This is a genomic window from Saccharothrix coeruleofusca (assembly GCF_017876325.1).
Taxonomy (GTDB): Bacteria; Actinomycetota; Actinomycetes; order Mycobacteriales; family Pseudonocardiaceae; genus Actinosynnema; species Actinosynnema coeruleofuscum.
Genome location: NZ_JAGINV010000001.1, coordinates 4964092 through 4977511, shown reverse-complemented (window position 1 = coordinate 4977511; position 13420 = coordinate 4964092). Strand labels below are relative to the sequence as shown.

The 13420-nt window shown below is 72.9% G+C and carries 13 protein-coding genes; 8 read left to right on the top strand and 5 right to left on the bottom strand.

Annotated features, from left to right (window positions below):
• Positions 1-18: 18 nt before the first annotated feature.
• Positions 19-573 carry a Uma2 family endonuclease gene (locus JOF41_RS22185; protein ID WP_189223096.1) on the top strand — a complete coding sequence of 185 codons (555 nt, stop codon included), beginning with the start codon at positions 19-21 and terminating at the stop codon, positions 571-573.
• Between the two features lie 2 nt (positions 574-575).
• Here JOF41_RS22185 and JOF41_RS22180 read toward each other — a convergent pair whose 3' ends face one another.
• On the bottom strand, positions 576-1277 hold the full coding sequence (locus JOF41_RS22180) for an SDR family NAD(P)-dependent oxidoreductase (protein ID WP_209621701.1): 702 nt from the start codon (positions 1275-1277) through the stop codon (positions 576-578).
• Between the two features lie 92 nt (positions 1278-1369).
• Between JOF41_RS22180 and JOF41_RS22175 the strand changes: the two genes are divergently transcribed.
• Positions 1370-1951: a TetR/AcrR family transcriptional regulator gene (locus JOF41_RS22175; RefSeq protein WP_244989656.1), complete on the top strand. Its 582-nt coding sequence runs from the start codon at positions 1370-1372 to the stop codon at positions 1949-1951.
• A gap of 12 nt (positions 1952-1963) precedes the next feature.
• Here JOF41_RS22175 and JOF41_RS22170 read toward each other — a convergent pair whose 3' ends face one another.
• A complete protein-coding gene (locus JOF41_RS22170; protein WP_209621698.1) occupies positions 1964-3352 on the bottom strand; it encodes an aminotransferase class V-fold PLP-dependent enzyme in 1389 nt (462 codons plus the stop codon).
• Positions 3353-3560: 208 nt separating this feature from the next.
• On the opposite strand from JOF41_RS22170, the gene JOF41_RS22165 reads away from it, so the two are divergent.
• Complete coding sequence (locus tag JOF41_RS22165) at positions 3561-5477, top strand: sigma-70 family RNA polymerase sigma factor (protein ID WP_209621695.1); 1917 nt, start codon at positions 3561-3563, stop codon at positions 5475-5477.
• Positions 5478-5517: 40 nt separating this feature from the next.
• Here JOF41_RS22165 and JOF41_RS22160 read toward each other — a convergent pair whose 3' ends face one another.
• Positions 5518-7392 carry a ricin-type beta-trefoil lectin domain protein gene (locus tag JOF41_RS22160; protein WP_307867496.1) on the bottom strand — a complete coding sequence of 625 codons (1875 nt, stop codon included), beginning with the start codon at positions 7390-7392 and terminating at the stop codon, positions 5518-5520.
• A 162-nt stretch (positions 7393-7554) separates the two neighbouring features.
• A complete protein-coding gene (locus tag JOF41_RS22155; RefSeq protein WP_209621692.1) occupies positions 7555-8571 on the bottom strand; it encodes a LacI family DNA-binding transcriptional regulator in 1017 nt (338 codons plus the stop codon).
• 121 nt (positions 8572-8692) lie between these two features.
• On the opposite strand from JOF41_RS22155, the gene gnd reads away from it, so the two are divergent.
• Genes gnd through JOF41_RS22140 form a run of 3 tightly spaced genes read left to right on the top strand, consistent with a single transcriptional unit; the run spans position 8693 to position 11705 of the window.
• A complete protein-coding gene (gnd, locus tag JOF41_RS22150) occupies positions 8693-10138 on the top strand; it encodes an NADP-dependent phosphogluconate dehydrogenase (RefSeq protein ID WP_189223103.1) in 1446 nt (481 codons plus the stop codon).
• Between the two features lie 19 nt (positions 10139-10157).
• Entirely contained in the window at positions 10158-10775 is a 618-nt protein-coding gene (locus tag JOF41_RS22145) for a rhomboid-like protein (RefSeq protein ID WP_209621689.1), read from the top strand.
• Between the two features lie 54 nt (positions 10776-10829).
• On the top strand, positions 10830-11705 hold the full coding sequence (locus JOF41_RS22140) for an SDR family NAD(P)-dependent oxidoreductase (RefSeq protein ID WP_209621686.1): 876 nt from the start codon (positions 10830-10832) through the stop codon (positions 11703-11705).
• Positions 11706-11751: 46 nt separating this feature from the next.
• On the opposite strand, the gene JOF41_RS22135 is transcribed toward JOF41_RS22140, so the two are convergent.
• On the bottom strand, positions 11752-12165 hold the full coding sequence (locus JOF41_RS22135; protein ID WP_209621684.1) for a hypothetical protein: 414 nt from the start codon (positions 12163-12165) through the stop codon (positions 11752-11754).
• A gap of 168 nt (positions 12166-12333) precedes the next feature.
• On the opposite strand from JOF41_RS22135, the gene JOF41_RS22130 reads away from it, so the two are divergent.
• Positions 12334-13185, top strand: coding sequence for a helix-turn-helix domain-containing protein (locus JOF41_RS22130; protein WP_209621681.1), 852 nt, complete (start codon positions 12334-12336; stop codon positions 13183-13185).
• Positions 13186-13198: 13 nt separating this feature from the next.
• Positions 13199-13387 (top strand): DUF397 domain-containing protein, encoded by a 189-nt coding sequence (locus JOF41_RS22125; protein WP_189223107.1) that lies wholly within the window; start codon positions 13199-13201, stop codon positions 13385-13387.
• Positions 13388-13420: the final 33 nt, after the last annotated feature.

Below are 13420 nucleotides of genomic sequence, written 5' to 3'. Positions count from 1 at the left end.
GACCGCTGGTGGAAGGTGATGATCGCAGTGCCGGAGCGCTTGCTCACCCTTGGGGAGTGGGACGCGCTCCCGAAGGGCGGATCGCACCGCTGTGAGCTGGTCGGCGGGGTTCCGCTGGTCGTTCCACGCCCCGCGCCGATCCACCAGCGGGTGGCGTACCGGCTCACCGGGCTCTTGGAGGCCCACCTCCCGGAGGAGTTCGCCGCTTTCGGTGATGTCGAGGTCGTGGTCAACCCGGTCCACCCCGCGACGCTGCGCGCTCCCGACGTCGTGGTGGTGCCGAGCAGGCCGACCGACGAGTACCCCGCTCGCTTCTCCGCGGACGAGGTGCTCCTGGCGGTCGAGATCGTGTCGCCCGGCACCGGGCGGACCGATCGCGTCACCAAGCCCGCCGAGTACGCCGACGCGGGCATCCCGCACTACTGGCTGGTCGACCTCGACGCGCCCGCCTCGCTGGACGCCTTCACGCTCGTCGACGGCGACTACGAGCACGTGGCCGGTGGCAGCGGGAAGGTGCGGGTCCTGAGCCCTTTCACGATCACCGTCGACCTCGCCGAGCTGATCCGCAACTGACCTCAGCCGAGGGCGTTGAAGACCTCTTCGGCGCGGTCGCGCTTGGTGTACAGCTCCCAGGCCGCGTCGGCGATGCCGTCGGGGTCGAGCGTGTGCGCGCTCAGGTCGCCCAGCAGTTCCGGCTGCGCCGTCATCATGCGGTGGATGTCCCCGCGCTCGATCAGCCCGCCGATGGTCAGGGCGCCCGCGTAGACGCCCGTGCCTGCCAGCGCCGCGTTCAGGGTCAGCGCGTAGTTGCGCAGCGCGGCCGACGAGACCGCCAGGTTGCCCAGCGGGGGCATCGGGACCACGGAGCTCAGGCCGCCCGCGAACAGCAGCCCGCCCGACCCGCGCTCGACCATGCCGGGCAGGACCGCGCCCACCGCGTCGACCGCCGGGAGGACCCAGCTCATCGCCTCGCGCACGTCGTCGGAGGAGGTCTCGGTGATCGGGACCGGGCTGATGCCCGCGCTCGCGGGGCCGTAGTAGAGCACGTCGACCCGCCCGATCTCGTCCAGCGCGGCGCGCAGGCTGCCCGCGTCGCGCACGTCGGCGGTGTGGGAGCCGGCCTGGACCCCGGCGGCGGCCAGGGCGGCGAGGTAGTCGGGGTGCCTGCTCGCGCTGCGCGAGACCAGGACCACCCGGTAGCCCTCGCGGCCGAAGCGGTGGGCGATGGACATGCCGAGGCCGGGGCCGACGCCGAGGACAACAGCGGTTCCGCTCATGGGTTCCTCCGGGAGAAGTAAGTCGAGGTATGCCTCAACTTCTTCGAAGCTAGCATTGGTCGAGGACGCCCTCAAGTTCCGATCGGGGAGCCATGCCCAAGCCACTGCGCGCCGACGCCGCGCGCAACCGCGACAAGCTGCTGGACGCCGCCACGCGGGTGTTCGGCGAACGCGGGCTGGACGCGCCGCTGGAGGAGATCGCCCGCCGTGCCGGGGTCAGCATCGGCACCCTCTACAACCACTTCCCGACCCGCGAGGCGCTCATCGACGCGATCTTCCCGGCGCGCGTGGCGGTGCTGGAGCGGATCGGCGCGCAGGCGCTGGCCGACGACGACGCGTGGCGCGGGTTCACCCGGTTCGTCGAGGGCGTGTTCGCCCTGCAGGCCGAGGACTTCGGGCTCAACGACGCGCTGAGCGGGCGCTTCTCGACAGCCGCCGGGCTGGCGGAGGCCTGCCGGGGCGGGTTGGAGGTCGCGCGGCGGCTCATCGCGCGCGCCAAGGACAGCGGGCAGCTGCGCGCGGACTTCGAGGAGCGGGACTTCGTCACGCTGATCTGGGCGATGTCCAAGGTGATCAGGGAATCGGCGGACGAGGCGCCCCTGGCGTGGCGGCGCTGCCTGGCGTTCTTCCTCGACGGCCTGCGCGCCGAGGCCGCCCGGCCGATCCCCTCCTGAGCCCGGCCGCCGCTACACCGCCGCGCGCAGGGCGTCCCACAGGGCGCGCACGTGCCGCTCCCGCGTGCCCTCCGCGCCGATGGCCACGCGGATGGCGAAGCGGCCGTTCACCGAGGTGTGCGTGACGAACGCCGACCCGCTGGCGTTGACCACCTCCATGGCCCGCCGGGTGGCTTCCTCGTCGTCCCGCACGGCGATGGTGACCAGCGACAGCGACCTGGGCACCACCAGCTCCCAGCGCGGGTCCTCGGCCACCCAGCCCTCCAGCGCCTCGGCCAGCGCGATGTGGCCGCGCAGGTGCTCGCGCAGCCCGGACAGGCCGTACCAGCGCAGCACCGACCACAGCTTCAGCGCCCGGAACCGCCTGCCCAGCGGGATCTGCCAGTCGCGGTAGTCCACCACCGCGCCGGACTCCGACGCCGCGTTGCGCAGGTACTCCGGCAGGATCGTCAGCGCGTCCACCAGCACGTCCGGGTGCGCGGTCCAGAACAGCGACAGGTCGAACGCGGTCAGCAGCCACTTGTGCGCGTTGGCCCCGAACGAGTCGGCCAGCTCCACGCCGTCGAACAGCGCCCGGTGCTCCTCGCACAGCGCCACCGGACCCGCCCAGGCGGCGTCCACGTGCAGCCAGATACCGTGCTCGCGGCAGATCGCGGCGATCTCGCGCACCGGGTCAACCGCGCCCGTGCCAGTGGTGCCGATCGTCGCGCACACCAGCACCGGGCGGCGGCCCGCGGCCAGGTCGGCCCGGACCCGCGCGGCCAGGTCGTCGGCGGACATGGCCTGGGCCGCGTCCACCGCGACCGACCGCACCGCCGACCCGCCCAGCCCGGCCAGCCGCGCCGCCTTGGCCAGCGAGGAGTGCGTCTGCGAGGAGACGTAGACGGTCTCCGACCCGTCCACCCCGGAGTCGCGCCACTTGCCGCCGGACGCGCGCTGCAGCGCCGCGGTCATCGCCACCAGGGCGGCCGACGAGGCGGTGTCCTGGATGACGCCACCGCCCCGGAACGACTCCGGCAGGCCCATCGCCGTGGCCAGCTGGTCCATCAGCGCCTGCTCCAGCTCGGTGGCGGCGGGCGAGGTGGCCCACAGCATCCCCTGCACGCCCAGGCCGGTGGACAGCAGGTCGCCCAGCACCGAGGGCAGCGAGGCGTTGGACGGGAAGTAGCCGAAGAACGACGGGTGCTGCCAGTGCGTGGTGCCCGGCAGCACCACCCGGTCCACGTCGGCCAGCAGCGCGTCGAAGTCCGATGGCCGCTCCGGCAGCTCCTCCGGCAGCTGCGCGCGGACCCAGCCCGGCTCCACCGGGGACAGCACCGGGAAGTCCTCGATGCGCGAGCGGTAGTCGGCGACCCAGTCCACCACCTGGTGGCCGATCCGGCGGAACTCCTCTGGCGTCATGCGGGCAATGTAGCCGCGCGGGCGGACCGGACGGCGGGCCGGTAGCCCCTGGTCACGACGGGTGGGCGGGCACGCGCCGTGGGTGCCCGCCTGCGATGCCTCGACGTGCCCGCTCCAGTCCGCGCTCGCCGATGCCGAGGTTCTCGTTATCGTGCGGGCCTTCGAACCGTCTCCGGTGGGGAAGCCCAACACGGCCGAGAGGATCGGGATGCGGACACCGCGGGAGCCGGGCGCCGCCACGGTGCTCGCCGCGCAGCGCGGCGAGCAGTCAGCGCTGGACGAGCTGGTGGCGGGGTACCTGCCGCTGGTCTACAACGTCGTCGGGCACGCGCTCGGCGGCCACTCCGACACCGACGACGTGGTCCAGGAGACCATGCTGCGCGCCCTGGACGGGCTGGGCGGCCTGCGCGACCCGGCCGCGTTCCGGTCGTGGCTGCTGGTCATCGCCATGAACCAGGTCCGCGAGCGGCACCGGCGCAAGCTGCCGCTGCCGGTGGACGAGCGGGACCTGGTCGACCTGGCCGACCCCGGCGCGGACTTCGTCGACCTGGCCATCACCCGGCTGCACCTGACCGGGCAGCGCCGCGAGGTCGTCGCGGCCACCCGGTGGCTGGGCGACGAGGAGCGCGAGCTGCTGTCGCTGTGGTGGATGGAGACCGCGGGGCAGGTGACCCGCGCCGAGGTCGCCGAGGCGGTCGGGCTCAGCCCCCAGCACACCGCGGTGCGCGTGCAGCGGATGAAGGCCCAGCTGGACGCGGCCCGCGTGGTGGTCCGGGTGCTGGCGGCCACGCCCCGCTGCGGCGAGCTGGCCGCCGTGGTGCGGGACTGGGACGGCAGGCCCAGCGCGTTGTGGCGCAAGCGGATCGTCCGGCACGCGCGCGAGTGCTCGTGGTGCGGTCGCGGGTTCGAAGACCTGGCCGCCGTGGACGGGCTGGTGGCGCGGCTGCCGCTGGTGCCGCTGCCCGCCGGTCTGCTCACCCTGCCCGAGCCCACCGCGGCGCTGCCGGACCGGACCGGTGCGGCCGAGAACGCCGTGGAGAACGCGGCCGTGAAGAACGCCGCTGTGGAGAACGCCGCTGTGAAGCAGGCCGTGGTCAAGAAGGGGATCTGGGCGCACGCGGCGGCCAAACCGCTCGTCGCCGCGGCCGCCGTCGCCGCGGTGGCGGGCACCGTGGCGGGCGTGGTGGTGTTCCTGCCGCAGGACCGGTCCCCCGAGCCCGTGCCGATCGCGGCGGCGGCCACCACCACGACGACCACGGCCCCGCCCACCAGCAGCGCCACGGCCACGACGACGAGCACGACCACCACGACGACCGCGGTCCCGACGACGACCACCACCACAGCGGTCCAGACCACGCAGCAGCAAGCCGCCGCACCCCGGCCGCCCGCCGCGCGGTCGAAGAAGAAGGGCGTCAGCACCTGGCACTTCGACGGCGTGGACCGCGCGCTGTCCGACGTCGGCGCGGGCTGGTTCTACAACTGGGCCGCCACCCGCGAGAACGTCCAGGCGCCGCCCGGCGTCGAGTACGTGCCGATGATCTGGGGGGCCAAGTCGGTCACCCCGGAGAACCTGCGGGCGGTCAAGGGGCAGGGCACCACCCTGCTCGGCTTCAACGAGCCGGACCTGGCCGAGCAGTCGAACATGACCGTGGAGCAGGCGCTGGAGCTGTGGCCCCAGCTCCAGGCGACGGGGATGCGCCTTGGCAGTCCGGCGGTCGCGCACAGCGGGGACAAGCCGGGCGGCTGGCTCGACCGCTTCCTGTCCGGCGCGCGGGCGCGCGGCCTGCGGGTCGACTTCATCACCCTGCACTGGTACGGCTCGGACTTCGGCCCGGCTGCGGTGGGGCACCTGAAGAACTACCTGGACGCGGTGCACGCCCGGTACGGGCTGCCGATCTGGGTCACCGAGTACTCGCTGATGGACTTCTCCGGCGGCGGCGTCCGCTACCCCAGCGCCGCGGAGCTGGCGGACTTCGCGGGCAAGTCGTCGCGGATGCTCGAAGGTCTGTCCTACGTGGAGCGCTACGCCTGGTTCGCGCTGCCCGCCGACAAGCCGGGGACCGGGCTCTACCTGCCGGGTGGAACGCCCAACCAGGCCGGGCAGGCTTACAAGGCAACGGGATGAGCGCGACCGGGGCCCCGCGCGGGGCCCCGGTCGTCCGGGCTCAGGCCACGTCCCACTTCTGGTTGGCCGCGCCGGTGCAGGTCCAGATCTGCAACCGCGTCCCGTCGGCGCTGTTGTGGTCGGTGACGTCGAGGCACTTGTCCGCCGCCGGGTTCACCAGGTCGCGCCCGGCGGTGCGGGTCCACTGCTGGTTGGCGGTGCCGCCGCAGGTCCACAGCTGCAGCTGCGCGCCGTCGCCGGTGGCCCGGTCCTTGACGTCCAGGCACTTGCCCAGCGCCCGCAGCGTGCCGTCGCCCGGCCGGGTCCACCGCTGGGCGGCGCTGCCGTTGCAGGTGTGGAGCTGGACGGGGGTGCCGTCGGCGCTGCTGCCGCCCGCCACGTCGACGCACTTGCCCGCCAGACCGGTGATCGCGCCGCCGGTCGGGGTGCCGGGGTTGCCCGCCCAGCTGAACGTCGCCGTGGTGCGCGCGGGCAGGGTGTAGGTGAAGGACTGCCCGCCCCAGACGACCTTGACCGACTGCGCCGAGGTGCCGCCGTTGTGGGCGATCAGCGCCTTGGAGCCGTCCGGGTTGCGGTAGGCCACGTTCTGCACGGTGCCGTTGGCGGTCGAGTCGATCCGGTGCGCGCCCGGCTTGACGAACTTGGTCAGGTGACCGGTGGTGTAGTACTCGACGGTGTAGTCGACCTGGCCCGCCCTCGGACCGCCCTCCTGCACGGTGATCAGCCCGGTGCACGTGCCGCAGCCGCCGTTGTGCGGGCCCATGTGCTGGTTCAGCGCCAGGCTCCACTTGACCAGGCTGCCGCTCCAGTTGCGGGCGTAGTTGACGATGTCGGCCATGTCCTCGTTGTGCTGGTTGGAGATCCACGTGCCGCCGGAGTGCTCGGTGCTGAACTGCGGCACGTTCGGGTAGGCGGCGCGCACCTGGGTGCCCACCGCCGGGTCGCCGAAGTAGCCGTGCCAGGCGATGCCGCCGAACAGTGGGTCCTCGCGCACGCCAGGGTCGGCCAGCACCGCCGCGCCGAAGTTGGCGTAGTCGCCGTAGTTCCAGTCGTGGACGAGCACCTTGGTGGTGATGCCCGCCGCGCGGAAGGCGGGGTAGACGTGGTTCTTGGTGAACTCCACCAGCCCGGACGGGTTCCAGCTCATGCCGGGGTAGTCCATCGCGGTGGGGTTGGCCGCCTGGCAGCAGTTGGGCTCGTTCTGCACCGAGAGGTAGTCGATCGGCACGCCCGCCGCCTGGTAGCTCTGCACGTACTTGACCAGGTACTGCGCGTAGGTGGGGTAGTGCTCCCACTTCAGCCAGCCCATCTGGTCCATCCGGCCGTTGTCCTTCATCCAGCCCGGCGCGCTCCACGGCACGCCCTTGACCCGCAGCGCCGGGTTGAGCCGCTTGGCCTGCTGGGTCAGCAGCCGCACGTCGGTGTCGTAGCCGTTGGCGCCGAAGTCGCCGAGGTCGCAGCAGGTGTCGTCCAGTGACACGTGGCCCGGCCGCGACAGGTCGGACGCGCCGATGGGGTTGCGCACGAACGACAGGCCGATGCCCTCGGTGGGGGAGAACAGCCCGCGCATCACCGCGTCGCGGGTGGCGGCGGAGACCGGGCCGCCGCGCAGCAGGTAGGCGGTGGTGTCGGTGATCGACGCGCCGCCGCCCTCGAACCGCTGGTAGGTGGTGCCCTCGTCGACGGTGATGGTGTGGGTGGCGTTGCCGGAACCGGTGCCGAAGGCCACCGGCGTCTGCTGCTGCAGCCCCCTGGTGACGGTGCGGCCACCGGGGTCGGACGTGGTGGTGAGCCAGACGTTCACGGTCTCACCCGCGGCGGTGGCGGTGGGCGGGGGCAGCGCGGTCGCCGCCGCGGCGACGCACGCCGCGACCAGGCCCGCGCTGATCAAGGTCCGACGGTGGGCAGAGGACACCTCGGACTCCTCTCACGACGGTGTGGACAGGGACGGGCGTCCTGAAACAAATGAAACATTTCTGGAACGAACCCGCAGAAGAGAGGAAACAATGCGCCCAGGTGACTGTCAAGAGCCGCGCTGATGCGGGAAACGCGCTGAAAAGCCGTGGAACACCGCAGTTCAGGCGGGTCCGGTCGACTCCCGCACCACCAGTTCGGTGGCCAGCTCCACGTGCAGCGCCTCCAGCTCGTGCCGCTCCAGCAGCCGCACCAGCAGGGTGACCGCCATCCGACCCATCTCCTGCAGCGGCTGGCGGACCGTGGTCAGCTCCGGCCGCGTCGCCCGGCTCAGGTCCAGGTCGTCGAACCCCGCCACGGACACGTCCCCCGGCACCTCCAGGCCCAGTTCGCGCGCCGCGCGCAGGGCCCCGACCGCCATCTTGTCGTTGAACGCCACCAGCGCAGTCGGCCGGTCTTCCAGCGCCAGCAGCTCGCGCGCGGCGCGGTGGCCCAGCTCGGTGGTCGGCTCGTCGACGTGGCGCAGCAGCTCCGGCGCGGGCAGCACCCCCGCGTCCGACAGCGCCGCCGCGTACCCGGCCATCCTGCCGTCGCTGGCCAGCCAGTCGCCCGGCCCGCCGATCACGCCCACCCGCCGGTGGCCCAGCTCCACCAGGTGCGCCATCAGCCTGCGCGCGCCCGCGAAGTGCGCCGCGGACACCGAGGCCACGTCGCGCGGCAGCTCGGTGCGCGGGTCGACCACCACGAACGGGAACCCGCTGTCGCGCAGCCGGACCAGCTCCTCGGCGGGCTCCGGCGGCAGGATCAGCACCGCCCCGTCCAGATCGGCCTGGCCGGGCAGGCCCGGCAGCGCGGGCACCCGCTGGGCGGCCGTGCCCGCGTCCAGCACCACCCGCCTGCCGTGCCGCGCCAGTGTTTCCACCACCGAGGACACGATCAGCCCGAAGTAGTCGGTGAGCAGGTAGGGACAGCGCACGTAGACCGAGCCCTCGGCGCGACGGGTCCGCCCGCCGCGCGGCCTCGGCGCCTGCGCGCCCAGCCGGTCGACCGCCCGCAGCACCACCTCCCTGGTGTGCGCGGCGACGTTGGCCTGCCCGTTGAGCACCCGCGAGACGGTGGCGATCGACAGCCCGGTCTCCGCCGCCACGTCCCGGACCGTCGCCCGCCCCGCCCTGGTCATGCGCCCCCACCGTTCCACTCGTTGTTTCATGATGTTACAGGTCGGGGAGTGTGATCAAGAATGGTAAAAAACAGGGGCGCGCATACGTGCGCGCGGACGCGGAAAGGGGCACGCTGGAAAAATGACCACCTCCGAGGCACCCGCGCGGATCGCCGTCACCGGGCTCGCCGTCATGGGCAGCAACCTGGCGCGCAACCTCGCCCGGCACGGCTACCGCGTCGCCGTGCACAACCGCAGTTCCGCCCGCACCAAAGCGCTGATCGAGGAGCACGGCCACGAAGGCGACTTCGTGCCCGCCGAGACGCTGGAAGAGCTCGTCGCGAGCCTGCAGACACCACGCCAGATCATCATCATGGTCAAGGCGGGCGCCCCCACCGACGCCGTGATCGACGAGCTGGTGCCGCTGCTGGAGCCCGGCGACATGGTGATCGACGGCGGCAACGCCCACTACGCCGACACCCGCCGCCGCGAGGCCGCGCTGCGCGAAGCGGGCCTGCACTTCGTCGGCGCGGGCATCTCCGGCGGCGAGGAGGGCGCGCTCAACGGGCCCAGCATCATGCCCGGCGGCTCCAAGGAGTCCTACCAGCACCTCGGGCCGGTGCTGGAGTCCATCGCCGCCCAGGTCGACGGCGTGCCGTGCTGCGTGCACGTCGGCCCCGACGGCGCGGGCCACTTCGTGAAGATGGTCCACAACGGCATCGAGTACGCCGACATGCAGCTCATCGCCGAGGCCTACGACCTGCTCAACCGCGTCGGCGGGATGACCCCGACGCAGATCGCCGAGGTCTTCCGCGGCTGGAACAGCGGCGACCTGGAGTCCTACCTGGTCGAGATCACCGCCGAGGTGCTGGGCCACTTCGACCCCGAGACCGGCGTGCCGCTGGTGGACGTGATCGCCGACGAGGCCGAGCAGAAGGGCACCGGCCGCTGGACCGTGCAGGAGGCGCTGGAGCTGGGCGTGCCGGTCACCGGCATCGCCGAGGCGGTGTTCGCCCGGTCGCTGTCCGGCCGCGTCGAGCAGCGCAAGGCCGCGCGCGAGGCGTTCGGCTCGCCCGAGGTGCTGGCCTCCGAGCGGATCGCCGACCAGCTCGTCGAGGACGTGCGGCAGGCGCTGTACGCCTCCAAGGTCGTGGCGTACGCGCAGGGCTTCGACCAGATGCGCGCGGCCAGCGCCGAGTACGGCTGGGACCTCGACCTCGGCGCGATGGCGACGATCTGGCGCGGCGGCTGCATCATCCGCGCCCGCTTCCTCGACCGCATCCGCGAGGCCTACGACAAGGACCCGAACCTGGCCTCCCTGCTCGTGGACGAGTACTTCCGCGACGCGGTGCGCGACGCCGAGGCGGCGTGGCGCCGGGTCGTGGTCGGCGCGGTCGAGGCGGGCGTCCCGGTGCCGGGCTTCGTGTCCGCGCTGGCCTACTACGACGCGCTGCGCTCCGAGCGCCTGCCCGCGTCGCTGGTGCAGGGCCTGCGCGACTTCTTCGGCGCGCACACCTACCGCCGCACCGACCGCGAGGGCAGCTTCCACACCCTCTGGTCGGGTGACCGGTCTCAAGTGGACGCCTGATCCACCCGATTCCCATCGGGTGCGTGAACCCTTCCAGCGCTACCCCGTCACGGCTTCCTACCTGGCGGCCGTGACGGGGGCGGCCCTGCTGATGAGGTTCGTGTTCGCCGACGGAATGTCGGCCCAGGTGCGGGAGTCGCTCAGCGCCAACCCGAGGAACCTGGCCCACCACCCGGTGAACGCGCTGCTGGGCAGCGCTTTCGTGCTCGACGCCGCGGACGGCGCGGTGTTCACCGCCGTGTCGCTGGCCTGCTTGGCGCTGTGCCTGGGCACCTTCGAGCGCACCGTGGGGCCGTGGCGCGCGGCGGCGGTGGTGCTGACCGGGCACGTGACCGCGACGCTGGTGGCCACGGCGGTGATCGGCACCGGCGCGTACCTGGTGGGCCTGCGGGACGCGGCCCACCTCGGGGTGGCCTACGCGGCGTTCACCTCGGCGGGCGCGGTGGCGGTGCTGCTGCCCACGGTGCTGCGCGCGCCCTGGCTGGCGCTGGTGGTGGTCTACGCCTTGCTGGCAGGGGACTGGCACGGGGTGGTGCCGGAGTTCACCGCCATCGGCCAGGTGACCGCGGCTCTCACCGGAGCCGCCTGCGGAGCCTTCGCCCTGCACCGCGCCTACCTGGCCACCGGCCGCGCCTGAGCGGGCCCCCGCCGCGCGGTTGACAGTGTCATCCGAATTGGTAGCCTCGCTGATGTGACAACGTCATCTGAAGCTCGGGGCCTGGCCGTCGTGACCGGGGCCGCCGCGGGCATGGGCGCGGCAACCGCCCGCGAACTGGCCCGCCGGGGGTTCCACGTGCTGGCGGGCGTGCGCCGCGACCGCGACGCCGACGCCATCCGGTCGGCGGGCGTGGAGCCGGTCATCCTCGACATCACCGAGCCCGAGCACGTGCGGGCGCTCGCCGAGCGGGTCGCCGACGACCGGCGCCCGCTGCACGCCCTGGTCAACAACGCGGCCATCCAGGTGAACGCCCCCGTCGAGGCGCTGCCGATGGACCGGTGGCGGCAGGTTTTCGAGGTCAACCTGTTCGGCCACGTCGCCGTCACCCAGGCCCTGCTGCCCGCGCTGCTGCGCGGTCAGGGGCGTGTGGTCAACATCAGCTCCATCGGCGGCAGGCTCGCCATGCCCACCTACGGCGCGTACGCCGGTGCGAAGTTCGCCCTGGAGGCGGTCAGCGACTCGCTGCGCCGGGAGGTCGCGCCACTGGGCGTGCGGGTGGTCGTGGTCGAGCCAGGCGGGGTCCGCACGGAGATGGCCGCTCGCGGGATCACCACGGCGAACGAGCTGGCCGCGGGCATGACCGCCGAGCAGCGGGAGCGCTACGACGGCCTGGTCCGGGCGGTCAACGGGCTGATGGCCTCCGGCACCGCGTCGGGTGCGACCGCCGACGCCGCCGCCCGCGTCATCGCGAGGGCCGTCACCGCCCGCAAGCCGCGCACCCGCTACACCATCGGCTGGGACGCCGCCCTGCTCGTCCGCCTGGCGCGGGTGCTGCCCGACCGCACCTTCGACCGCATCAGCGCCGCCACCCTCCGCCGCCACTACCCCAAAAACCTCGTCCACGCCTGATGCGCCCAATTCCGAGCCACCCGCGAACCGATTTCTGAGCCGCCGCCTACCCGGCAGGCCCCCAACCCTCACGCGAGGCCGCGTCGGCCTGTCGGGATGCCTTTCGCGGAAAATCACGCTTTTCGATTTTCCGCGAAACGCGTGCCGATGGGCCGACTTCCGGGCGGCCGAGCCGCCGCGCCGGAGGCGCGGCCATTAGACACAGCTGTGCGCCCAGGTAGGCGCGGCAGGGTGCGGGGCGTCGCCTGCGCCACCAGCGGGGGCGGCAGGTGGCGCAGCGGCCGTGTTCGTCGGGTTGGTGCTCGTCGAGCAGTGATTTGACGGCGGCGACCACGCGGGGGAGGGCGGAGCGGGTGAGTTCGGCGGCGGTCCGCTCGTCGGCCTCGGCGGCGAGCCGGACGAGGGCGGTGAGGTGCTCGTGCAGCGACCTGTCCAGCTGGCTGAAGACGGTGGTGGACATCCTCAGAGCTCCCTATCGGGTGACATGGTGCTCCTCCGTGTCGGTGTGTCCAGCAGCCTGCGGCTGCCTACCGGCAATCTGCAAGTTGCACTACACGAATGGATGACGTCTCTTTGCTCTGGCCGCGCTCTGCCGAAAGATGGGCCGAAGTCCATTTCGGAGGTGGAGATGTCGCGGGGGGCCAGCCCGACGCTGTGCAAGCGACGCCTCGTCACCGCGCTGCGCAGGCTGCGGGAAGAGGCCGGGTTCACCATCGAGGAGGTCGGCGCGCGGCTGGAGTGCTCGGCGTCCAAGGTCAGCCGGATCGAGACCGGCCGGGTCGGCGTGACCCCGCGCGACGTCCGCGACATGCTCACCGCGTACGGCGCGTCGCCCGAGGTGGTCGAGGAACTGGTGCAGCTGGCCAGGCAGGCGCGGCGCAAGGCGTGGTGGGACGAGTTCGGCGACATCGCGCCGGGCCGCTACGTCGGGTTCGAAGCCGACGCCGCGTTGGTGCGCACCTACCAGGGGTTGATGATCCCCGGTCTGCTGCAGACCGCGGACTACACCAGGGCGCTGATCGCCGACGTGCTGCCCGACGCGCCGGAGTCCGAGGTGGAGCGGCGGGTGGGGCTGCGCGAGGCGCGCCAGGCGCTGCTGCTGGAGGACGACCCGCTGCGGCTGCACGCGGTGGTCGACGAGGCGGCGCTGCGCAGGCTGGTGGGCGGGCGCGCGGTGATGGCCGACCAGCTCGGGCGGCTGCTCCAGGTCGGGGCGCTGGAGCACGTCACGATCCAGGTCGCGCCGTTCAGCGCGGGCGGCCACGCCGCCATGGACGGCCCGTTCGTGGTGCTGACCTTCCCCGAGCGGCTGGGCCCCGACCTGGTGTACCTGGAGGGGCGGCGCGGTGAGGCGTACCTGGAGCGGCCCGAGGACGTGCTCGGGTACGCGGAGATGTTCGCGCGGCTGGTCGAGGTCTCGCTCGACCCCGTGGAGTCGGCCGGGCTGGTCGGCCGGGTCCGGCGCGAGTTGCTGATCTGATCCTGGAGGACCTGTGCAGCAGTGGCGCAAGAGCAGCCATTCGTCCGCGAGCGGGCCGGAGTGCGTGGAGATCGCGCTGGTGGGGACCGAGGCCCTGGTGCGCGACACCAAGAACCGGCGCGGCGCGGTGCTCGCCTTCGCCCCGTCCCCGTGGTCCCGCTTCCTCGACCACGCCAAGGCGGGGCGCCACGACCGCCCCTGAGCCGTCGCTGGGGGGTGGTCCCCACCTGAAGTA

What these genes read in the sequence shown, in the direction of transcription:
- JOF41_RS22170 (WP_209621698.1), bottom strand. Translation starts at nt 3,352, where the DNA reads ATGACGCCAGAGGAGTTCCGCCGGATCGGCCACCAGGTGGTGGACTGG.
- JOF41_RS22165 (WP_209621695.1), top strand. Translation starts at nt 3,561, where the DNA reads ATGCGGACACCGCGGGAGCCGGGCGCCGCCACGGTGCTCGCCGCGCAG.
- JOF41_RS22130 (WP_209621681.1), top strand. Translation starts at nt 12,334, where the DNA reads ATGTCGCGGGGGGCCAGCCCGACGCTGTGCAAGCGACGCCTCGTCACC.
- JOF41_RS22155 (WP_209621692.1), bottom strand. Translation starts at nt 8,571, where the DNA reads ATGACCAGGGCGGGGCGGGCGACGGTCCGGGACGTGGCGGCGGAGACC.
- JOF41_RS22175 (WP_244989656.1), top strand. Translation starts at nt 1,370, where the DNA reads ATGCCCAAGCCACTGCGCGCCGACGCCGCGCGCAACCGCGACAAGCTG.
- JOF41_RS22185 (WP_189223096.1), top strand. Translation starts at nt 19, where the DNA reads ATGATCGCAGTGCCGGAGCGCTTGCTCACCCTTGGGGAGTGGGACGCG.
- gnd (WP_189223103.1), top strand. Translation starts at nt 8,693, where the DNA reads ATGACCACCTCCGAGGCACCCGCGCGGATCGCCGTCACCGGGCTCGCC.
- JOF41_RS22135 (WP_209621684.1), bottom strand. Translation starts at nt 12,165, where the DNA reads ATGTCCACCACCGTCTTCAGCCAGCTGGACAGGTCGCTGCACGAGCAC.
- JOF41_RS22180 (WP_209621701.1), bottom strand. Translation starts at nt 1,277, where the DNA reads ATGAGCGGAACCGCTGTTGTCCTCGGCGTCGGCCCCGGCCTCGGCATG.